The organism is Pseudomonas pharyngis (assembly GCF_021602345.1).
GTDB classification, from domain to species: Bacteria; Pseudomonadota; Gammaproteobacteria; order Pseudomonadales; family Pseudomonadaceae; genus Aquipseudomonas; species Aquipseudomonas pharyngis.
Map to the genome: position 1 here is coordinate 94,589 of NZ_BQID01000003.1, position 19,043 is coordinate 113,631.

The following is a 19,043-nucleotide window of genomic DNA, read 5'->3' on the forward strand; positions in this document are numbered from 1 at the left end:
GTCGTGTATTTCTCGCCAAAGGGACTAATATTCGATTCGCTGTCGCCTTTTTTCAGGAACTGCCCATGCGTCTTTCCGAGTTCATCCTGGCCAATATCGACGCTATCGTCGATGAATGGGAACAGTTTGCCGCTACCATCACCCCGGCCGCCGACTATCTGGACTCCGCCGGTCTGCGCGATCACGCCAGCGCCATCCTGCGGGCCGCCGCCCGCGACATGAGCAAACCGCAAAGCCGCGACGAACAGGTCGCCAAGGCCAAGGGCGAAGGCCCCGAAAAGACCCCGAGTCTGGATGAAGCCGGCGCCAGCCATGGAGAACTTCGCCATACAGTCGGCTTTGACCTGGTGCAGATGACCTCGGAATTCCGCCACCTGCGCGCCTGTGTGATACGGCGCTGGGTCGACAGTCTGGAATCTCCGGACATGGTGTACTTCCAGGACATGATCCGCTTCAACGAAGCCATCGACGAAGCCCTGGCCGAATCGACCGCCGCCTACGCCGAGCAGATGGAGCATTCCCGGGACATCTTTCTGGCCATCCTCGGCCATGACCTGCGCGCGCCCCTGCAAGCGGTGAGCATGTCCACCGAGTTGCTGATGCGCAAAACCACGCTGCAAGGCGATGCTCTGACTTGCGCGCTGAACATCAAAACAGGCGCGCGACACATGGGGGCCATGGTCAGCGACCTCTTGGAGCTGGTACGCAGCCGCCTGGGCAGAAGCCTGCCGATCGAACCCGCGCCGATGGACCTGGCCGACGCGGCGCGAGCGGCCATCGCCGAGGCCTGCGCCGGCAATCCACAATGCGACCCGACCCTGAAAGCCGAGGGCGATACCCGTGGCGTCTGGGATGCCGGACGGATCGATCAACTGCTGCAGAATCTGATCGGTAATGCCTTGCAGCATGGCTCGAACCGGCAGGAGATCCTGGTGACGCTGCGGGGCGACGCTGCAAGCGTGCACCTGAGCGTGCACAACCACGGCGTGCCGATCCCTGAGGAAGCCATCGGCACCCTTTTCGATCCATTGGTGCGCAGTGCCGACGAAGAACTCGGACAGCCGTCGACCAGCCTCGGTCTGGGCCTGTTCATCGTCAAGGAAGTGGTGACCGCACACGGCGGGACGATCGAAGTCAGTTCAAGCGCAGCCGACGGTACGCTGTTCAGCGTGACGCTGCCCAGACGGGTATGAAACGCTACTCGACCACCAGCCGCGCCAGACGCTGACGGAGCATGCGGTTCTCGGATCGCAACTCCTGCACTTCTTCCAGCAGGTCCAGCGCCAGCGCGACACCTTCCCATTCCAGCTCCAGGTCGCGCCGCAGCTTGGCGGCGCGTTTGGCCAGGGCCAGTTCGTAATCGGTGAAGCGCCATTCCCTGGGCTGCGCGCCCTGAGGTTCGAGGATGCCGTGTTCGACGATTTCGATCACGTAGACGTCCGACAGGTCGGCCGCCTCACAGAATTCTGCCATGTCCAGTTGAACGATCAGGGGGCTGCTCATGATGGGCTACTCCGTCGTCAGTATCAGAAGTTCTCGCGCGGATTGAAGGCGGCCTTCTTCGCCAGTTCCTGCCACAGCGCCTTGACGTCATCGCCGTTGGCTTTGGGCATCACGGCCTTGAGCTGGACGAACAGATAACCGCGCTCGCCCGCCTTGTTCTGCAGACCGTGGCCCTTGGCACGCATGCGCTGGCCGTTCTGGCTGCCGGCCGGAACCTTGAGGTTGATCTTGCCGGTCAGGGTCGGCACGGCCACTTCGGCGCCCAGCGCCAGCTCCCACGGTGCCAACGGCAAGGTGATGATCAGGTTTTCGCCTTCAACGTCGAATTTCGGGTGCGGCGCGAAACGGATGGTCAGGTACAGATCGCCATTGGCGCCGCCACCGATGCCCGGTGCGCCCTGGCCCTTGAGGCGGATGCGCTCGCCGTCGGCCACGCCGGCCGGGATCTTCACGTTCAAGCTCTTGCTGGTGTTGCTGACATGCTGGCCCGAACCGTTGTATTGCGGCACCTGGAAGCTGATCTTTTTCGATTCGTTCGAAAGCGTCTCTTCCAGAAAGATCGGCAGTTCCAGTTCCACGTCTTGCCCTCGCCGTCCGGCGCTGTGGGATTGCCGGCCAGCGCCGCCACCGAAACCGGGGCCGCGATTGCCGAAGATCGAACTGAAGAAGTCCGAGAAGTCACCGGTGTCGCCACCGCCGCCACCAAAGCCGCCACGGCTCTGCCAGCCCGGCGGGCCCTGAAACGGCTGACCGTGCTGGCCATAACGACGCAGTTCGTCGTATTCGGCGCGCTTGTCGGCGCTTTTCAGCGCTTCATAGGCTTCCGAGGCGTCCTTGAACTTGGCCTCGGCGTCCTTTTCCTTGCTGACATCGGGGTGGTATTTGCGCGCCAGCTTGCGATAGGCAGCCTTGATCGCCTTGTCGTCAGCCGTCGGCTCCACGCCGAGTATCTTGTAATAGTCTTTGAAGTCCATCGAAGGAATCACCATCCGTTATCGATTTCGCGCCGATGCCAGCATGCGCCGATTCGCACGTGCCGGGTTGACCGATCTCAAGGTTGTGACCGGGTGGCGCAGCAGAAGTTTATCGGCAGTGGACGGCGGTTCTTGCGACCGCCGGTATGTCTGCCGGCCCATGCCAGCAAGTTTGGGGCAAAGCGCCGAGTTTCAAGCAAGCTTAGTCGTGAAATAGCAGATGACCGGCCTTCGAATCTGTCGCGCACTGACATACACTGCGCGGCCGTTTTTTGACCGGAACCGAAAGACCATGAAAGACGCCTCTCCAGCCCGTGCCTGCGGCATCGACTTCGGCACGTCCAACTCCACCGTCGGCTGGCTGCGCCCCGGCATGGAAACGATGATCGCGCTGGAAGACGACAAGATCACCCTGCCGTCGGTGGTCTTTTTCAATATCGAAGAGCGCCGTCCGGTATACGGCCGTCTGGCGCTGCACGAGTACCTGGAAGGCTACGAAGGCCGGCTGATGCGCTCGCTCAAGAGCCTGCTGGGTTCCAAGCTGATCAAGCACGACACCAGCGTCCTCGGCACCGCGATGCCGTTCAAGGACTTGCTCGGGCTGTTCATCGGCCAGCTCAAGAGCCGCGCCGAAGCCGCCGCTGGTCGTGAGTTCGAGCAAGTGGTGCTGGGCCGTCCGGTGTTCTTCGTCGACGACGATCCGCTGGCCGACCAGGAAGCCGAGGACACCTTGGTGGAAGTGGCACGCAAGCTCGGCTTCAAGGACGTGTCGTTCCAGTACGAGCCGATTGCCGCGGCCTTCGACTACGAGTCGACCATCGAAAAGGAAGAGCTGGTCCTGATCGTCGACATCGGCGGTGGTACCTCGGACTTCTCGCTGGTGCGCCTGTCGCCCGAGCGTCGCGGTGTGGATAACCGTCACGACGACATCCTCGCCACCGGCGGCGTGCACATCGGCGGGACCGACTTCGACAAACAGTTGAGTCTGCAAGGCCTGATGCCGCTGTTCGGCTACGGCAGCCGGATGAAAAGCGGCGCGTTCATGCCGACCAGCCACCACATGAACCTGGCGACCTGGCACACCATCAACTCGGTGTACTCGCAGAAATCGACCCTGGCCCTGGGCAGCATGCGTTACGACATCGAGGACACCGGCGGCATCGACCGTCTGTTCAAGCTGATCGAACAGCGCGCCGGGCACTGGCTGGCGATGGAAGTGGAAGAAACCAAGATCCACCTGACCCACAACGACAGTCGCCATGTGCCGCTGGATCGCATTGAGTCGGGCCTGAGCGTGGAACTGACCCGGGCATTGTTCGAGTCGGCCATCGAGTCGCAGCTCGAGCGCGTGCGCGCCAGCGTCACCCGGTTGCTGGCCGACGCGAATGTGGCGGTGGGTCAGGTCGATACGGTGTTCTTCACCGGCGGTTCCAGCGGCATCCCGGCACTGCGCAACAGCGTCTCGGCGATGCTGCCGAACGCGCGGCATGTGGAAGGGAACATCTTTGGCAGCATTGGTAGCGGTCTGGCGATTGAAGCCATGAAACGTTACGGCTCGGTGAACTGATCCAAAAGCGGCGGTGCGCCCTTCGCGAGCAAGCCCGCTCCCACAGGTTCAGTGTGATCCTGTGGGAGCGGGCTTGCTCGCGAAAGGGCCAGTTCAGACGCTGGAAGTCTGGATCAAACCATCCCGCCGAGCTTCAGCTCACTCTTCAGATACGCGTAATAAATCGGCCCCGCCACCACCCCCGGCAGGCCGAACGCGGCCTCGAACACCAGCATTGCCAGCAGCAACTCCCAGGACTTGGCACTGATCTGCCCGCCGACGATGCGCGCGTTGAGAAAGTATTCCAGCTTGTGGATAAAGATCAGATAACCCAGCGCCGCAATCGCCACCCAGATCGACAGCGACAGGCCGACGATGGTGATCAGGGTGTTCGACATCAGATTGCCGATCACCGGCAGCAGACCGAGCAGGAAGGTCAGCACGATCAGGGTCTTGGTCAGCGGCAGCTTGATCCCGAACAGCGGCAGGACCACGGCCAGGAAGATCCCGGTGAAGAAGGTGTTGAGCAGGGAAATCTTGATCTGTGCGAACACGATGTTGCGAAACGCCTGAACCAGCAGGTGCAGACGGTCGAACAGGGCGGCCGCCAGCGGTTTGCGCTTGGTGACGTCCGGCACCCGCTGCAAGGCGATGATCGCGCCCAGCACCATGCCGATCAGCAGCGTCACGAACATGTGCGCCGCGTCCTTGCCCACCAGTTGCAGTTCGGACAAATGCTTGCTCGCCCATTCACCGATGGCCACCCGGAACTCGGCGGCACTGGCCGGCAGGTAGCTATCGATAAATGGCGGCAGTTGCCCGCGGGCGCGATCAACCACACCCATGAATTTGTCGAGGGAAGCGCCGGGGTTTTCCGCCTCGTGCAACAGGAAACTGATAGCCCCGGCAAAGATCAGTGCCAGCACACTCACCACCAGCGTGCCCAGCAGCGCCACCGCCAGCCAGCGCGCGCGACGGCCTTCGATCAGCCGTTGCAGTTGCGGGGTGAGCATGTTGACCAGTTCGAACACCAGCAACCCGGCCAGCAGGCTGGGCAGCAAACGCAATGGCAACACCAGCAACAGACCGCCGAAAATGATGATGCAACTGACCCAGAACACAACATGACGCTCAGAAAACGTTGGCATACAGCCTCAAAACGAACGGCGTAAAAGGATTGGCAGTCTGCCAGCGATCCTTGGGGAGCACTAGGGATATGCGGTGTTTGGGGTTTGGTGTCTGACTTGCGGCCCAGCCCTCACCCTAGCCCTCTCCCGGAGGGAGAGGGAACTGACCGAGTAGATTTAGAGAACTTCCGCAACCTGAAAGACCAAGTCGATTCAGGATTCAGCACTGCACGTTCAGGTCGGCGCAAAAACCAGCCATCCCCGAATCGGTCCCCTCTCCCTCTGGGAGAGGGTTAGGGTGAGGGCCTGGATCCCAAGCCGGACACATCTGCCAGTCACCACTCAAACCCGCTTTATTTTTTCTTCAGACAATCACTCATGAACGTCTTGCGCGCATCACCCGTCAGCGCCTTGGTGGCCGCATCGGCATTGCAGGTTTTCATTTTCTGTTGCTGCGGGGTCAGGGCCTTGGCGTCGTTGGCCGCCGGGGCTGCCTTGAGGCAGGTGCTCATGAAGGCTTTGCGCTCGTCGCCCTTGAGGCTCTTGGCCGTGGCGTCGGCGTTGCAGGTGGTCATCTTGTTCTGTTGCGCCGTGGCGGCGAAACCCTGGGAGCACAGCAGCAGACCGATCATCAACAAAGGGACACGCAACATCTTCATGGAGTTTTCTCCTTGGCGCCGCCTCGATGGAGGTGGCCTCTGCTGGAGTGTAGTCAAAGCTTGTTACACCTTCCTAGCCTCAAGATGGCTGCGCCGATACTGCTCCGGGGTACATCCGGCCTGCCGGGCAAACATGGCGATGAAGGCCGAGCCGCTGCTGTAGCCGAGATCGAAGGCGATTTCCTGCACGCTGCGCGAACTCTCCAGCGCCTCGATCGCCGCAAGATAACGCAGCCGCTGACGCCATTCGCCGAAACTCATCCCCAGCTCCCGCACGAACTGCCGGGCCAGGGTGCGCTCGCTGACATGCACCTGCGCCGCCCAGTGCGCCAGCGGCTGGTTGTTGCCGGGCTCGGCCTGCAGGGTTTCAAGGATGGTCAGCAATCCGGGGCCGCTGGCGTAGGGCAGATAGCATTGATGAACCGGCGCCTGGCGCAATTGATCCACCAACACCTGGGCCAGGCGCTGGTCGGCTTCGAACGCGGGAATCTTCACATCGCGGGCGGCGAAGTCCTTGAGGATCGCCTTGAGAATGTCGCTGATCGCGAGAGTGCAGGCCTGCGCCGGCAAATCGGAACAGACATCCGGCGCCAGGCACACCGCCCGATAATTGACCGGCTGATGACTGTAGAAACTGTGCTCGACCTGCGGCGGCACCCACACCGCGTACTGCGGCGGCGACATGAAACGGCTGCCGTCGACATCCATATGCAGCACGCCGTGGGCTGCGTACTCCAGCGTGCCCCACGGATGGCGGTGCGGCGCGGCGTATTCATGGGCGTTGAAGTCGGCATAGCGGAAATACACTGCCGACGGCAGTTCGCTGAAATCCAGCAGATCGATGTGTTTACTGTTCATGCTGTCCGGAATCAGGGGCGGGTTGTCCGGTTCGCAGTATAGACCTGCATCCAGACAGGGGATAATCGCCGTTCATCAACGTACTGGTTTCTCCTCCCATGCAATACGCGTTTCCCCTGCTGGCGATTTTCATCTGGGCCGGCAACACCGTGATCAACAAGCTCGCGGTCGGTGCGATCTTTCCCGCCGAGATCGGCTTTTACCGCTGGCTGCTCGCCGGCCTGCTGTTTACCCCGTTCATGCTCAAGAAGGTGATCGCGCACTGGCCGCAGATTCGCCCGAACCTGGGCAAGATCTTCATCCTCGGCGTGCTCGGCATGGCGGTCTATCAGAGCCTGGCCTACTTCGCCGCGACCCTGACCAGCGCCACCAACATGGGCATCATCCTGTCCCTGATGCCGCTGATGTCGCTGGCCATGGCGATCATCAGCCTCGGCCAGCGCCTGACCGCCGGTGCGCTGGTCGGCGCGGTGCTGTCGTTCGCCGGTGTGCTGGTGGTGGTGTCGTCCGGCAGCCTCGGCGCATTGCTGCAACACGGGGTGAACCTGGGTGACGCGATGATGCTGATCGCCACCCTCGCCTACGCGATCTACAGCACCCTGCTGAAAAAATGGCAGCTGCGCCTGCCGCCGCTGGTGTTGCTGTATTTGCAGGTGCTGGTGGCGGTGGTGGTGCTGTTTCCGCTGTACGCCGTGTCGCCGAAAACCGGCCTGACCCTGCAGAACATTCCGCTGGTGCTGTATGCGTGCCTGCTGGCCTCGATGCTCGCGCCACTGGCGTGGATGCAGGCCGTGCAGCGTCTGGGCCCGAGCCGGACCACGCTGTTCTTCAACCTGCTGCCGTTGACCACCGCGCTGATTGCAGCGGTGGTGCTGAAGGAACAACTGGCGATGTATCACCTGGTCGGTGGCTTGCTGACGCTGGGCGGGGTGATTCTTTCCGAGCGCTGGACCACCGTCCTCGGTCGCTCCCGCACCCCGAGCACCGCCTAGACCCCGGCGGCTTTCAACCGCGCGGCATGCTCGACGAACAGCCGCACCGGATCCGCGCCTTTGCCGACCAGTCCCAGTGACTGGTTGACGATGTCGAAGTGATCCATCGGGTAGTCATCGCCGATGACCGTGCCCAGGTGCGAGCTGTAGCGTCCGACCATGCCGTCGCACTGCCCCGGCTCGCGCACGAAGGTTTTGGCGAACAACCGGCAACTGCGGTTGGTGCCGTCGAACAGGTTGCCACCACGATCGGTCTTGCCCGGCTGCAAGGTGCCGGACCACGAGTAATAGCGCACCCCGTTGACCTCCTCCGGCCCCTGCCCACCCCAGGTTTGCGGCAAGCCCTGTGGATAACGCTGGTTGAACAGCGCCACGCCTTCGGTGGTCAGCGAGTTGTGCGAGGCGTGGATATCCACCGGTAGTTTCGGCCCGTGATAGCCGGTTTCCAGCAGCGCCATCAGCCAGCCGACAAAGCGTAACAGCGCCTCAAGAATGCGCCCCTTGGCGCTGTCCGCCGGATAGTGTTTCGCCAGGAAGTCGGCCAGTTCCGAACCGTGATTGGGCCCGGCCACCGACGTCACCGAGGCCACCAGGTCCGGACGCTTGGCCGCCGCATAACGCGCCGTCAGCGACCCCTGGCTATGGCCGAAGAGATTGACCTTGGCCGCACCGGTCTCGCGCAGGATTTCATCGATGCGCACCAGCAACTGCTCGCCGCGCACTTCGGTGGAGTTGAGCGGCGACACCTGCACCGCAATCACTGTCGCACCACTCCGGCGCAACGCTTTGATGATCCCGTACCAGTACGGGTACAGCACCAGACGGATGAAACCGAGCATTCCCGGCACCAGCACCAGTGGATAACGTGTGGCCGAATCTTGCGACATGGGCAAACATCCTTGTGGTCGGTGAGTGGATGCAAGGCGTGCAAAACGCCCGCCAAGCATCCTCCTCGATGATGACAACTCCACGACCAGCCTACTTCAGCCCCACCACCCCCGCCACAATCAGCCCCACCGACAGCAACTTCACCAGCGTCAGACTCTCGCCCAGCAGGGCGAAACCGAGAAACACCGTGCCGAGCGAACCGATGGCGGTCCAGATCGGATAGGCGATGCTCACCGGCAACTCGCGCATCGCCAGGGTCAGGAAGTACACCCCGCCCACCGCCGCGACCACAGTGATCAGCGATGGCCAGAGCCGGGTGAAACCTTCGGCGTACTTCATGCCCATGGCGAAAGTGACCTCAAACCCGGCCGCGATCAGCAGAAACAGCCAGGCCACCTAGAACTCCCGGGCCAGGTCGAGCAAGCACTGCTCGGCCTCGGCCACCGACACCGCGAAGGTGCGCTCGGCGGATTCCTCGCCCTCGGCGGCGACCACCGTGACGTCGTTGATACCGATGAAACCCAATGCCGTGCGCAGCCATGGATCGGCGTGGTTCAGCGCCTCCAGCTCGCCACCCGGGCCGAATCCGAAACCGCCGCGACTGGTGACGATCAGCGCCTTCTTGCCCTGCAACAGCGGCGTGTACTGGGCGATGCCGTTGTCGAGGGTGTGATCAAACGTCAGGCCCAACCGGACGATCTGATCGACCCAGGCCTTGAGGCCGCTGGGCACGTTGAAGTTGTACATCGGCGTGGAAATCAGCAGCAGGTCGTGATCGAACAGCTCGCCCACCAGTTGATCGCTGAGCGCCAGATCGGCTTGCATCGTCAGCGGTCGAGCCTCGGGCTCCGGGTAAAACGCCGCCGCGACAAACGCCTCATTAACCGCCGGAATCAACGCCCGCCCGACTTCACGGCGGGTGACCTGAGCCTGTGGATGGCGGACTTGCCAGGCGCTGAGAAAGCTTTCTGCCAGACGCCGCGAATGAGAACGTTCACCGCGTGGACTGGCATGGATTGCAAGAATCTTGCTCATCTGAATCTCCTTGAGGTCTAGACTTGAGTGACTGTGTGGCGCCAGATTGCAGGCATCACATCACCGCCTCAAATGAGCAAAAATCAGTCGGGATGAATTGATCTCATCCGTGGAGTTTTCATGTTCGCAGCCTTGCCCCTGACCGCCCTGCGCGCGTTCGAATCCGCCTCACGTCTGTTGAGTTTCAAGGCGGCCGCCGAAGAACTGGCGGTGACGCCCACGGCGATTTCCCATCAGATCCGCTCGCTGGAGGACTGGCTCGGCGTGGCGCTGTTCGAACGCCTGCCGCGTCAGGTGCGCCTGACCGAGGGCGGCGAGCGGCTGTTTCGCAGCCTGCACGGCGCATTTCTGGAAGTGGCGCAAAGCGTCGACACCCTGCGCCCGCAACGCAGCGGCAGCAGCCTGACGCTGTCGACCACCGCCGCGTTTGCTGCGCTCTGGCTGGTGCCGCGCCTGGGGCGGTTTTACGCCAGGCACCCGAACATCAATGTGCGCCTGGATACGCATTGCGAAGTCATCGACCTGCATCAGGACGCAAGCGTCGATCTGGTGTTGCGCTACAGCCTCGACGATTACCCGAACCTCTACGGGTTGTGCCTGTTCGATGAATCGTTCGGCGTGTACGGCTCGCCGGAACAGGTGGCGCTGGCCGCCCGTCGCACCCCGGCGCTGATCAGCGTGCATTGGCACAATTCGAAGCTCTACGCCCACGGCTGGGAGGCCTGGTGCGCGCAGTCGGGCGAGAACTGGCTGAATCAACACCCGGCCGTCCGCGAATACGACGAAGAGCATTACGCCCTGCAAGCGGCCATTGCCGGACAGGGGCTGGTGCTGGCGAGCAACATTCTGGTGTCGCAGAGCGTCGCCAGCGGTCTGTTGGTGCCGTACAAGGGCGAGGTCCAGGTCGATGGCGCCGGATACAGCGCACTTTGCGTACCGGGCCGCGAGCGGCACCCGCCGGTGAAGGCGTTTTTTGCCTGGCTGCGCGAGGAGGCATTGCTTTCGGGACATGCCCCGCGCTGAATCCGACAAAACTTTTTGCCGCGTTCATCACTCACAACCTGGTAACGATCACGTCAGCAGAACGTGACGCCAATCGGATTAGCCTCCAGGAGACTGAAATGAGTGACCTGCATTTGTCTGATGTTCAAACCCTGCGCGAGCGCGCACGACTGCATGTGGAAAATGGCGCGGTGACCGAAAGCTACAGCGCCAACCGTGAAGAAGTGCTGCGCCTGCTCAACGAGTCGCTGGCCACTGAACTGGTCTGCGTCTTGCGCTACAAGCGCCACTACTTCATGGCCAACGGCCTGAAAGCCAACGTCGCCGCCAACGAGTTCCTCGAGCACGCCACTCAGGAAGCCGAACACGCCGACCGTCTCGCCGAACGCATCGTGCAACTGGGCGGCGAGCCGGAGTTCAACCCGGACTTGCTGTCGAAGATGTCCCACGCGCAATACGTGGCCGGCAACACCTTGAAGGAAATGGTCTACGAGGACCTGGTGGCCGAGCGGATCGCCATCGACAGCTACCGCGAGATCATCCAGTACATCGGTGAAAAGGATCCGACCACCCGCCGGATCTTCGAAGACATCCTGGCTCAGGAAGAAGAGCATGCCGATGACATGGCCGATATCCTGAAAGACCTGTAATTCTGGCGAAAATCGCCTTCGCGAGCAGGCTCGCTCCCACAATGGAAATGCATTCCAAATGTGGGAGCGAGCCTGCTCGCGAAGAGGCCCTGTCAATCACCGATCATTTTGTAGGTTTCACTGTGACGGGTGCCTTGCCCGCCTTCATCTGCTCCAGCAACGGCGCGCACTGATTCGGCTCGCCGCCGCTCGGCGCCACCAGCGCCAGCAGCCCCGCCGCCGGCGCGGCGATCACGCCCAACGCCACCATCCCTGCCCCGCGCAACATCAACGGCACCGCTTTCACCCCGGCATCCGGCTTGATGAACTTGCCGCGTACATACAACGGCGAGCGCAGGGAAATCAGGCGCCAGCCCTTTGATTCCGGCGTCACCGTCAGATCCAGTTGCTCGGTGGCCATGTTCGCCGTGCCGTCGATGTAGATGATCGCGTTCTCGGTATCGAACACAAACAGCCGCGTACTGGCCAGGCCGGTCTTGATGTCGAAGTCCGCCGCCGCGCAGTTGATCTTCACTTCCTTGTCGCCAAAGATCTTGCCGACCACGTAGTTGCCGACGTTCAGGCCTGCCAGCTCCATCAACTCGCGACTGATGGCGCCGTCGTTGATCAGCATCTTCAGGTTGCCGTTGGCACCGCCCAACAGCTTCGCCACCGAGTTGCCGCGACCGGCGATGTCGGCATCACCGTTGAGCTCGCCGAAACTGGTCTTCATCGGTTCGAAGGTCGGGAACAGCTGTTTGAGCTTGAACTTGCGCGCGGTCAATTTGGCCCGGCCTTCCAGTGGCTCGGTACGACCGTTGAGGCGAATCTGCGCGTCGAGATTGCCGCCGGCCACACCGAAGCGCAGTGGCTCCAGGCTCAGTTCGCCGTCGTTGAGTTTCAGGTGGGTATAGAGATCGGTGAAAGGCAGTTCTTCACTGTGGACGATGCGTTTGCCGGTGAATTCGACGTCGGCGTCCATGTCGCGCCAGCGCTCGGTCTTGAACTCTTCCACCGGCAACACCTTGTCCGCCGGCTGCTTGCTCTCGCCGCCACGGGCCTTCTGCTTGGCATTGGAGTCGGCACCGATCAGCGGCGCGAGGTCAGCGAACAGCAATTGATTGGACAGCAGCGCGCCACTCAGCTTCGGCCGTGGCTGGCTGGCGACGTAAGCCAGATCGCCATGGATGTCGCTGCTGCCGATCTTGCCGTTGAACTGTTCGTAGCGGAACTGCGCGCCGCCCGGCTCATGCAGCTTGGCGATCAAATGGCCGTCGGTGGCATAAGGCGGGGTGTCCGGCAGGGTCACGCCGGTCAGCGGATACAGATTGCCGAGGCTGGCGCCGGCCAGTTTCAGGCGCAGATCGAGGGCGCCGAGATTCAGCGGATCGGTCAGGGTGCCGGCGAGTTCGACGCTGGTATCACCGATCTTCGCCTGGGCCTGCAACGGGAACGGTTTGCTCGCGTCCTGTAGCGCCAGCAGACCGCCGATCTTGCCCTGGCCGGCGAGTTTCTGGCCGTGGTACTGGCCGGTGACTTTCAGGCCGAAGGCGTAATCCTGCGGTGCACCGCCCTTGTCCTGTGCGGTTTTCGCGGCTTTGTCACCGACGATATCGCTGAACGGAATCGGCTTGCCCAGCGGATCGATCAGCAAGTCGAGGTTGGTCCTGAGGGTCTGGTCATCCAGGGTGACGTGGCCCTTGTCGAAACCGATGGCGCCGATGTCGACCACCCAGTTCGAGGGCTCGGCGTTCGGGTCCTTGGGATCGAACTTGAAGGTCCAGTTGGCGCGACCGTCGGCCAGGCGCTGCAATTGTGCGTTCGGCTCAGTCAGGTCGATCCGCGGGATCGTCACCCGTTGCGCCAGCAAGGCCAGTGGCGAGATGCGCAGCTCGACCCGTTTGAGGGTGACCATCTGCGGCTGTTTCGACCAGTCCGGATTGCCCAGCGTCAGGTCTTCGGCCACCACATGCGGCCACGGCACCCAGGCGCGCCAGCCGCCCTCGTCGAGTTCACGCCGCCAGACCACCGACAGGTTGCCGTTGATGGCGAACGGTCGGTGCAATTCTTCCGAGACTTTGGCATTGAGCGGCGGCTTGATCCGGTTCCAGTCGAAAAACACGATGACCAACACCAGCACCGCCAGAAGCAGCACAAGGGTGGCGAAGGTCCAGGCGAAGATTTTACGGGTGCGCGTCATGCACAAAGCTCCTGAAGACGACTGCATCCATTGGCACGACGCAGCTGAAACGGCAGGCCATGATGGCCCTCATGAAATCTGTGACTGACAAACAGCCCGCAGGTTTAATCCAAAGCCCCAGCGAGGGGAAAAAACGGTCGCCATTCTGACCGATCGGTCGAATTGGCGTTACCGCCCCCGCACATTTGCGGGGCGCAAGTGGGTGGAAAATACCCACCGCAGTGCAAAACCGCCCGCCTGAAACGCCCGAGCTAGAGCCTCCCAATGGAACAATCAATTCTGTTGATTATTACCATTGTGTTTATGAACTTTTATATCGACTTATCGAGAGTAGCATTAGCTTCGTACCCACTTTATCGCCCTCCCAAGGAGCAACCCATCATGAAACGCCAACTTCTGTTCAGTCTTACCCTCTCGATGCTGGCCAGCACCGCTTTCGCTCTGCCAGCTGCTGATCAAGCAACGCCGCAAGTCAAAACCAGCCACTCGGTGTTCAGCCAGACTGTTGCTGCTGATGGCTCGGACCGCACTCCACAAGGCCAGACCCTGGCTGAAAACGGTCGTAACCGTCTAGAAGAAAAAGGCCTGGTTCAAGATGGCTATGACAAAACCCCACAAGGTCAAACCGTAGCTGAAGGCGGTCGCGATCGTCTGGAAGAGAAAGGTCTGGTTCAAGACGGTTCGGATCGCACTCCACAAGGTCAAACCCTGGCCTCTGACGGCGGCGACCGTACCCCACAAGGCCAGACCCTGGCATCGGACGGTGGTGACCGCACCCCACAAGGTCAAACTCTGGCCGAAGGCGGTGGTGACCGTGTGATCGAACGCAACAGCGCTTTGAGCTAAGCCCATGGCGGCCTGGAAAAAAAGCCCAATCCCCGGATTGGGCTTTTGACTTTTCAGCAGCCTGTATAAAGAAGTCGCGATTTCCCGCCTCCATCTCCCCTGCCGTTCGACGCCGACAAAGCCGATTTGCTAGAGTGCGGCGCTTGTCTTGCCTAAGAACACTTCCTTGCGATGCTGCCCCGCGCCGAACAGAAACAACAGACCCGCAACGCCCTGATGGACGCTGCCCGCCACCTGATGGAAAGCGGCCGAGGATTCGGCAGCCTGAGCCTGCGTGAAGTGACGAAAACCGCCGGCATCGTGCCAACCGGTTTCTACCGCCATTTCGCCGACATGGACGAACTCGGCCTGGTGCTGGTCAGTGAAGTCGGCCAGACCTTCCGCGAAACCATCCGCCTGGTGCGCCACAACGAATTTGTCATGGGCGGCATCATCGATGCGTCGGTGCGGATCTTCCTCGACGTGGTCAGCGCCAACCGTTCGCAATTCCTGTTTCTGGCCCGCGAGCAGTACGGCGGATCGTTGCCGGTGCGTCAGGCCATCGGCCGCTTGCGTGAAGACATCAGCTCCGACCTGGCGGCGGACCTGGCCCTGATGCCCAAGCTTCAGCATCTGAATCGCGATGGCCTGAGCGTGATGGCCGACCTGATCGTCAAATCGGTGTTCGCCACCCTGCCGGACATTATCGACCCGCCCGCCGAAGCTCTGCCGGAGCATCTGACGCCCCAGGCGAAGATCACCCAGCAGTTGCGCTTTATCTTTATCGGGCTGAAGCACTGGCAAGGGCTCGGCAGTACCGAGTGAGAGAGCAAAAAAGTCGCAGCCCGGAGCTGCGATTTTTTTTGCGCCGCAAATTGGTGCATGTAAAAAACTTCATGCACCAAAACGCCACACAATCCTGCAACATCTTGAAACATACACTAGGCTCCGACAGGGTTTTCCTACGCTTCGTCCGATTGGCAAGCCCCTTGCTCTAGCCTGAGCATTGTCCATTGCTGGAAGCTTTCCGATGCTGGTGATTCATCGCAGAATCGACCCCCAACCCGTCTGGGCCGCCGAGTTGCACCTGACCTTCGAAGCCAGGAGCAAAAGCCGCCTGCGCTGTTTCAGTGCCGAAGGCGAGGACGTCGGACTGTTTCTGGAGCGCGGTCAGCCGCCGCTGTTCGACGGCGAATGCCTGCAAGCCGAAGATGGACGGATCGTCCGGGTCTGCGCTCGCCCCGAACAACTGCTGCACGTCACCTGCGCCAACGCTTTCGAACTGACCCGCGCCGCCTATCACCTGGGCAATCGCCATGTGGCGCTGCAAGTCGGTGACGGCTGGCTGCGGCTGCTCGACGATTACGTGCTCAAGGCGATGCTTGAACAACTGGGCGCGCAGGTCGAATCGATCGAAGCACCCTTTCAGCCCGAGCACGGCGCCTACGGTGGCGGCCATCATCATTCGCGGCACGGTGACGAAGACTTCAACTACGCGCCGAAACTCCATCAGTTCGGCGTCCGTTTGTGAACCCGGCCTGGGCGCTGCTGCGCCTGGCCAGTCCGCAATTGCCGATTGGCGGCTACAGCTATTCCCAGGGCCTGGAAATGGCTGTGGATAACGGCCGCGTCGACAGCCCGGACAGCGCCCGCCGCTGGATCAGCGATCAATTGCTGCTCAACCTCGCGCGGTTCGAAGCGCCGATGCTGCTCGCCCATTGCCAAGCTGCGGCGGATGAAAACTGGGATGAATTGCGCAAGCTCTGCGAAAGCCACCGCGCCAGCCGCGAAACCCGCGAACTGCATCTGGAGAGCCGGCAGATGGGCTACTCGTTGCAGCAATTGCTCAACGGCTTGCCCGAGCTCGATCAGGCCGCGCGGGACTTCCTTGAACACTGCGCCGAACCGCATCTTGCTCTGTGCTGGGCACTGGCCGCGCGCGCCTGGCAGATCAGCCCGCAGGACGCCCTCGCTGCGTGGCTGTGGAGCTGGCTGGAAAACCAGCTCGCGGTGCTGATGAAAACCCTGCCGCTGGGCCAGCAAGCCGCCCAGCGCCTGACCAGCGAACTGCTGCCGCTGCTGCAACAGGCGCAGCAGGACGCCACCCGAATCAATCCCGAACACCTCGGCAGCGCCGCGTTCGGTCTGTCCCTGGCGTGCATGGCCCATGAGCGCCAGTACAGCCGCCTGTTCCGTTCCTAGGGCCTTTTATCTGGAGAAGCACATGAACACACAACCCCTGCGCGTCGGCATCGGCGGCCCGGTCGGTTCCGGCAAGACCGCGTTGACCCTGGCCCTGTGCCTGGCCCTGCGCGAGCGCTACAACCTGGCTGTAGTCACGAACGACATCTATACCCGCGAAGACGCCGACTTTCTGGTGCGCAACGAAGCCCTGGCGCCGGAACGCATCATCGGCGTGGAAACCGGCGGCTGCCCGCACACGGCGATCCGCGAAGACGCCTCGATCAACCTCGAAGCGGTGGATCAACTGAACCGACGTTTTCCGGGGCTGGACCTGATTCTGGTGGAGTCCGGCGGCGACAACCTTTCCGCAACCTTCAGCCCGGAACTGTCCGACCTGACCATCTACGTGATCGACGTTTCCGCCGGCGACAAGCTGCCGCGCAAGGGCGGGCCCGGCATTTGCAAATCCGACCTGCTGGTGATCAACAAGATCGACCTTGCGCCGCTGGTCGGCGCCTCGCTGGAGATGATGAACAGCGACACCCAACGCATGCGCAACGGCAAGCCGTTCGTGTTCAGCAACCAGAAAACCGGTCAGGGCCTGGAAGACATCATCGCCTTCATCGAACGCCAGGGCCTGCTGACTGCAGCCTGATTCACTGCTCAACAAGGAAGCTTATCCATGACACTCAAACGTATTCTCGGCGCCGTCGCGCTGCTGCTGACCCCGGCCCTGGCCTTCGCCCACCCTGGCCACGGCGACTCTGGTCTGGTGGCCGGCATCAGCCACCCGATCGGCGGCCTCGACCATTTGCTGGCAATGCTGGCCGTCGGCCTGTGGGCCGCGCAGCAGCAAGGCGCCGCACGCTGGGCGCTGCCATGCACCTTTGTCGGCACCATGCTGATCGGTGGCCTGCTCGGCTTTGAAGGGCTGGAATTGCCGGCGCTGGAAAGCGGGATTGCCGCCTCGGTGCTGGCGCTGGGTCTGGCGGTGGCGCTGGCGGTGCGTCCGCCACTGATGATGGCGGTGGCGGCGACGGCGCTGTTTGCGCTGTTCCACGGCGTGGCCCACGGCCTCGAGTTGCCGGACATGTCGAGCCCTTGGGCGTATGCCGCCGGTTTCGTGGTCGCAACGGCTGCATTGCATGCGGCAGGTTATGCCGTCGTGCGTTTTCTGCCTCAGGCGGCCGCGCCGCTGGTTCGACTGGCCGGAGCCGCTTCGGCGGTGACGGGCGCGTGGTTGTTGGCCGGTTGAACTCTATCGCCTGATCAGGCCTCTTCGCGAGCAAGCCCGCTCCCACAGTTGTTCTGTGTTGTTCACAAGTATTGTGTTCGGCGTGACCATCGTGGGAGCGGGCTTGGTCCGGGCGGCGCTCCGAGGAAAGCGGCCTGACAGACACCGCGTCTCTAAGGCCGGTCTCTCTGCTACCATGTCGCGCAATCGCCCCTGCCGTGACGACGTCCGCCCATGCCCCACGCTTCCCGCTCCACCTCCCTGCCTGAACTGACCGCCCTGTTCGGCGAAGTGCAACAGCACTTTCTGAACGTGATCGTGCCCCTCTGGCAAGGACCGGGCTGGAACGCCGACATGGCGTTGCCTTACGAGGCGCTGGACGGCGCACATCAGCCGCTGCCACCGCAGCGCTATCGGGCCATGGCCTGCGCACGGCAGCTGTACCTGTTTTCCAGCCTGATCGGGGTTGTGGATAACGCCGAAGTCCGCGCGGCTGCACTGTTCCGTTCCCTGCAACGGCACTTCCACGATGCCGAGCACGGCGGCTGGTTCTACAGCATCGATCCGCAGGGCAAACCGCTGGATCAGCGCAAGGACCTCTACACCCACGCCTTTATCCTGTTCGCCTGCGCGCATTACTGGGAAAAGTCCCGCGAGCCCTTGGTGGAATCGACGCTCAACGCTGCGCTGGAAGTTATCGGCCGGCGATTCGCAACGGGCGACGGCCTCTACGAAGCCTGCCTCGACCGCGACTGGATCACGCTGGAAACCGGCCCGCTGCAAAACCCGCTGATGCACTTGGCCGAGGCCTTCCTGGCCACGCTGGCGGTGCGCGAAGATCCCCAGACCCAGCAGGCGCTGAGCGAGTTATGCACAGCCATGCACAAGCACTTCATCGAACCGCAACAGGGCGTGCTGATGGAAAAACCGCTGGGTGCTGTGGATAACTGGTTTGAGCCGGGGCATCAGTTCGAATGGTATTTCCTGCTCGAATCCTCACCGCTGCTGCGCGGGTCGAAGCTGCACGCGGCACTGGATCGTGCGTTTGCCTTCACCGAACAACAGGGCGTCGAGGCCGACACCGGTGCGGTGCTGGCCATGCTTGATCCGCAAGGAAACGGAAAGGATTCGACCCAACGCATCTGGGCCCAGGCCGAGTACCTGCGCGCCCTGACCTTGCGTCCGGGCAGTGAAAGCGCGGTGCTGCGCCAGTTGCAGGCGCTGCAACAGCGCTTCCTGCACGCCGGCGGCTGGCACGAGTGCCGTGACGATCAGGGCCAGGTCAGCCGCAAGGACATGCCGTCGACCACGCCGTATCATTTGGCGACCTGCTATCGCGGCATCGCCGACTATCTGAGCTGACGTCGTGGCGAGCCCGCGCGCCCGC

General features: G+C 62.2%; 21 protein-coding genes. 12 read left to right on the forward strand and 9 right to left on the reverse strand.

The window, feature by feature from the left end; translation table 11 throughout:
* Window positions 1–65: 65 nt before the first annotated feature.
* Window positions 66–1,193 carry a sensor histidine kinase gene (locus L6D74_RS07350; protein ID WP_236188533.1) on the forward strand — a complete coding sequence of 376 codons (1,128 nt, stop codon included), beginning with the start codon at window positions 66–68 and terminating at the stop codon, window positions 1,191–1,193.
* Between the two features lie 4 nt (window positions 1,194–1,197).
* Here L6D74_RS07350 and L6D74_RS07355 read toward each other — a convergent pair whose 3' ends face one another.
* Together L6D74_RS07355 and L6D74_RS07360 are read right to left on the reverse strand one after the other, a co-directional pair.
* Complete coding sequence (locus L6D74_RS07355) at window positions 1,198–1,503, reverse strand: chaperone modulator CbpM (protein WP_039766735.1); 306 nt, start codon at window positions 1,501–1,503, stop codon at window positions 1,198–1,200.
* 23 nt (window positions 1,504–1,526) lie between these two features.
* The gene (locus L6D74_RS07360; RefSeq protein ID WP_236188544.1) at window positions 1,527–2,477 is read right to left on the reverse strand and encodes a DnaJ C-terminal domain-containing protein; all 951 of its coding nucleotides are present in this window, start codon (window positions 2,475–2,477) and stop codon (window positions 1,527–1,529) included.
* 292 nt (window positions 2,478–2,769) lie between these two features.
* On the opposite strand from L6D74_RS07360, the gene L6D74_RS07365 reads away from it, so the two are divergent.
* Window positions 2,770–4,044, forward strand: coding sequence for an Hsp70 family protein (locus L6D74_RS07365; protein ID WP_236188545.1), 1,275 nt, complete (start codon window positions 2,770–2,772; stop codon window positions 4,042–4,044).
* Window positions 4,045–4,157: 113 nt separating this feature from the next.
* Here the strand turns inward: L6D74_RS07365 and L6D74_RS07370 are convergent, their stop codons facing one another.
* From L6D74_RS07370 to L6D74_RS07380, 3 genes are all read right to left on the reverse strand, one after another.
* Complete coding sequence (locus L6D74_RS07370) at window positions 4,158–5,171, reverse strand: AI-2E family transporter (protein ID WP_039766732.1); 1,014 nt, start codon at window positions 5,169–5,171, stop codon at window positions 4,158–4,160.
* A 332-nt stretch (window positions 5,172–5,503) separates the two neighbouring features.
* Window positions 5,504–5,809, reverse strand: a complete 306-nt coding sequence (locus L6D74_RS07375) for a PsiF family protein (protein WP_011332224.1) — start codon at window positions 5,807–5,809, stop codon at window positions 5,504–5,506.
* A gap of 63 nt (window positions 5,810–5,872) precedes the next feature.
* Window positions 5,873–6,667, reverse strand: a complete 795-nt coding sequence (locus tag L6D74_RS07380) for an AraC family transcriptional regulator (RefSeq protein ID WP_236188546.1) — start codon at window positions 6,665–6,667, stop codon at window positions 5,873–5,875.
* 98 nt (window positions 6,668–6,765) lie between these two features.
* Between L6D74_RS07380 and L6D74_RS07385 the strand changes: the two genes are divergently transcribed.
* Window positions 6,766–7,659, forward strand: a complete 894-nt coding sequence (locus tag L6D74_RS07385) for a DMT family transporter (RefSeq protein ID WP_236188547.1) — start codon at window positions 6,766–6,768, stop codon at window positions 7,657–7,659.
* On the opposite strand, the gene L6D74_RS07390 is transcribed toward L6D74_RS07385, so the two are convergent.
* From L6D74_RS07390 to L6D74_RS07400, 3 genes are all read right to left on the reverse strand, one after another.
* Window positions 7,656–8,546, reverse strand: a complete 891-nt coding sequence (locus L6D74_RS07390) for an esterase/lipase family protein (protein ID WP_236188548.1) — start codon at window positions 8,544–8,546, stop codon at window positions 7,656–7,658. The genes L6D74_RS07385 and L6D74_RS07390 overlap by 4 nt on opposite strands.
* Window positions 8,547–8,637: 91 nt before the next feature.
* Window positions 8,638–8,943 carry a DMT family transporter gene (locus tag L6D74_RS07395; RefSeq protein WP_011332220.1) on the reverse strand — a complete coding sequence of 102 codons (306 nt, stop codon included), beginning with the start codon at window positions 8,941–8,943 and terminating at the stop codon, window positions 8,638–8,640.
* Complete coding sequence (locus L6D74_RS07400) at window positions 8,944–9,582, reverse strand: FMN-dependent NADH-azoreductase (protein ID WP_236188553.1); 639 nt, start codon at window positions 9,580–9,582, stop codon at window positions 8,944–8,946.
* 120 nt (window positions 9,583–9,702) lie between these two features.
* Between L6D74_RS07400 and L6D74_RS07405 the strand changes: the two genes are divergently transcribed.
* Window positions 9,703–10,605 (forward strand): LysR substrate-binding domain-containing protein, encoded by a 903-nt coding sequence (locus tag L6D74_RS07405; protein WP_074689655.1) that lies wholly within the window; start codon window positions 9,703–9,705, stop codon window positions 10,603–10,605.
* A gap of 98 nt (window positions 10,606–10,703) precedes the next feature.
* Window positions 10,704–11,234, forward strand: a complete 531-nt coding sequence (locus L6D74_RS07410; RefSeq protein ID WP_064593148.1) for a ferritin-like domain-containing protein — start codon at window positions 10,704–10,706, stop codon at window positions 11,232–11,234.
* 103 nt (window positions 11,235–11,337) lie between these two features.
* Here the strand turns inward: L6D74_RS07410 and L6D74_RS07415 are convergent, their stop codons facing one another.
* On the reverse strand, window positions 11,338–13,413 hold the full coding sequence (locus tag L6D74_RS07415) for an AsmA family protein (RefSeq protein WP_064593146.1): 2,076 nt from the start codon (window positions 13,411–13,413) through the stop codon (window positions 11,338–11,340).
* Between the two features lie 381 nt (window positions 13,414–13,794).
* Between L6D74_RS07415 and L6D74_RS07420 the strand changes: the two genes are divergently transcribed.
* From L6D74_RS07420 to L6D74_RS07450, 7 genes are all read left to right on the forward strand, one after another.
* Window positions 13,795–14,259, forward strand: a complete 465-nt coding sequence (locus L6D74_RS07420) for a hypothetical protein (RefSeq protein WP_064379127.1) — start codon at window positions 13,795–13,797, stop codon at window positions 14,257–14,259.
* A gap of 171 nt (window positions 14,260–14,430) precedes the next feature.
* Entirely contained in the window at window positions 14,431–15,063 is a 633-nt protein-coding gene (locus L6D74_RS07425) for a TetR family transcriptional regulator (RefSeq protein WP_039766718.1), read from the forward strand.
* Window positions 15,064–15,268: 205 nt separating this feature from the next.
* The gene (gene ureE, locus L6D74_RS07430; RefSeq protein WP_236188554.1) at window positions 15,269–15,769 is read left to right on the forward strand and encodes an urease accessory protein UreE; all 501 of its coding nucleotides are present in this window, start codon (window positions 15,269–15,271) and stop codon (window positions 15,767–15,769) included.
* Window positions 15,766–16,440 (forward strand): urease accessory protein UreF, encoded by a 675-nt coding sequence (locus tag L6D74_RS07435; RefSeq protein WP_085648087.1) that lies wholly within the window; start codon window positions 15,766–15,768, stop codon window positions 16,438–16,440. Before ureE ends, L6D74_RS07435 begins: the two co-directional genes overlap by 4 nt.
* 22 nt (window positions 16,441–16,462) lie before the next feature.
* Window positions 16,463–17,077 carry an urease accessory protein UreG gene (ureG, locus tag L6D74_RS07440; protein WP_007950645.1) on the forward strand — a complete coding sequence of 205 codons (615 nt, stop codon included), beginning with the start codon at window positions 16,463–16,465 and terminating at the stop codon, window positions 17,075–17,077.
* 27 nt (window positions 17,078–17,104) lie between these two features.
* Window positions 17,105–17,677, forward strand: a complete 573-nt coding sequence (locus L6D74_RS07445) for a HupE/UreJ family protein (RefSeq protein WP_085611045.1) — start codon at window positions 17,105–17,107, stop codon at window positions 17,675–17,677.
* Between the two features lie 213 nt (window positions 17,678–17,890).
* On the forward strand, window positions 17,891–19,018 hold the full coding sequence (locus L6D74_RS07450) for an AGE family epimerase/isomerase (protein WP_236188555.1): 1,128 nt from the start codon (window positions 17,891–17,893) through the stop codon (window positions 19,016–19,018).
* Window positions 19,019–19,043 lie beyond the last annotated feature (25 nt).

Coding starts and splice junctions, on each gene's coding strand:
- L6D74_RS07350 (WP_236188533.1), top strand. CDS start 66: ATGCGTCTTTCCGAGTTCATCCTGGCCAATATCGACGCTATCGTCGAT.
- L6D74_RS07355 (WP_039766735.1), bottom strand. CDS start 1,503: ATGAGCAGCCCCCTGATCGTTCAACTGGACATGGCAGAATTCTGTGAG.
- L6D74_RS07360 (WP_236188544.1), bottom strand. CDS start 2,477: ATGGACTTCAAAGACTATTACAAGATACTCGGCGTGGAGCCGACGGCT.
- L6D74_RS07365 (WP_236188545.1), top strand. CDS start 2,770: ATGAAAGACGCCTCTCCAGCCCGTGCCTGCGGCATCGACTTCGGCACG.
- L6D74_RS07370 (WP_039766732.1), bottom strand. CDS start 5,171: ATGCCAACGTTTTCTGAGCGTCATGTTGTGTTCTGGGTCAGTTGCATC.
- L6D74_RS07375 (WP_011332224.1), bottom strand. CDS start 5,809: ATGAAGATGTTGCGTGTCCCTTTGTTGATGATCGGTCTGCTGCTGTGC.
- L6D74_RS07380 (WP_236188546.1), bottom strand. CDS start 6,667: ATGAACAGTAAACACATCGATCTGCTGGATTTCAGCGAACTGCCGTCG.
- L6D74_RS07385 (WP_236188547.1), top strand. CDS start 6,766: ATGCAATACGCGTTTCCCCTGCTGGCGATTTTCATCTGGGCCGGCAAC.
- L6D74_RS07390 (WP_236188548.1), bottom strand. CDS start 8,546: ATGTCGCAAGATTCGGCCACACGTTATCCACTGGTGCTGGTGCCGGGA.
- L6D74_RS07400 (WP_236188553.1), bottom strand. CDS start 9,582: ATGAGCAAGATTCTTGCAATCCATGCCAGTCCACGCGGTGAACGTTCT.
- L6D74_RS07405 (WP_074689655.1), top strand. CDS start 9,703: ATGTTCGCAGCCTTGCCCCTGACCGCCCTGCGCGCGTTCGAATCCGCC.
- L6D74_RS07410 (WP_064593148.1), top strand. CDS start 10,704: ATGAGTGACCTGCATTTGTCTGATGTTCAAACCCTGCGCGAGCGCGCA.
- L6D74_RS07415 (WP_064593146.1), bottom strand. CDS start 13,413: ATGACGCGCACCCGTAAAATCTTCGCCTGGACCTTCGCCACCCTTGTG.
- L6D74_RS07420 (WP_064379127.1), top strand. CDS start 13,795: ATGAAACGCCAACTTCTGTTCAGTCTTACCCTCTCGATGCTGGCCAGC.
- L6D74_RS07425 (WP_039766718.1), top strand. CDS start 14,431: ATGCTGCCCCGCGCCGAACAGAAACAACAGACCCGCAACGCCCTGATG.
- ureE (WP_236188554.1), top strand. CDS start 15,269: ATGCTGGTGATTCATCGCAGAATCGACCCCCAACCCGTCTGGGCCGCC.
- ureG (WP_007950645.1), top strand. CDS start 16,463: ATGAACACACAACCCCTGCGCGTCGGCATCGGCGGCCCGGTCGGTTCC.
- L6D74_RS07445 (WP_085611045.1), top strand. CDS start 17,105: ATGACACTCAAACGTATTCTCGGCGCCGTCGCGCTGCTGCTGACCCCG.
- L6D74_RS07450 (WP_236188555.1), top strand. CDS start 17,891: ATGCCCCACGCTTCCCGCTCCACCTCCCTGCCTGAACTGACCGCCCTG.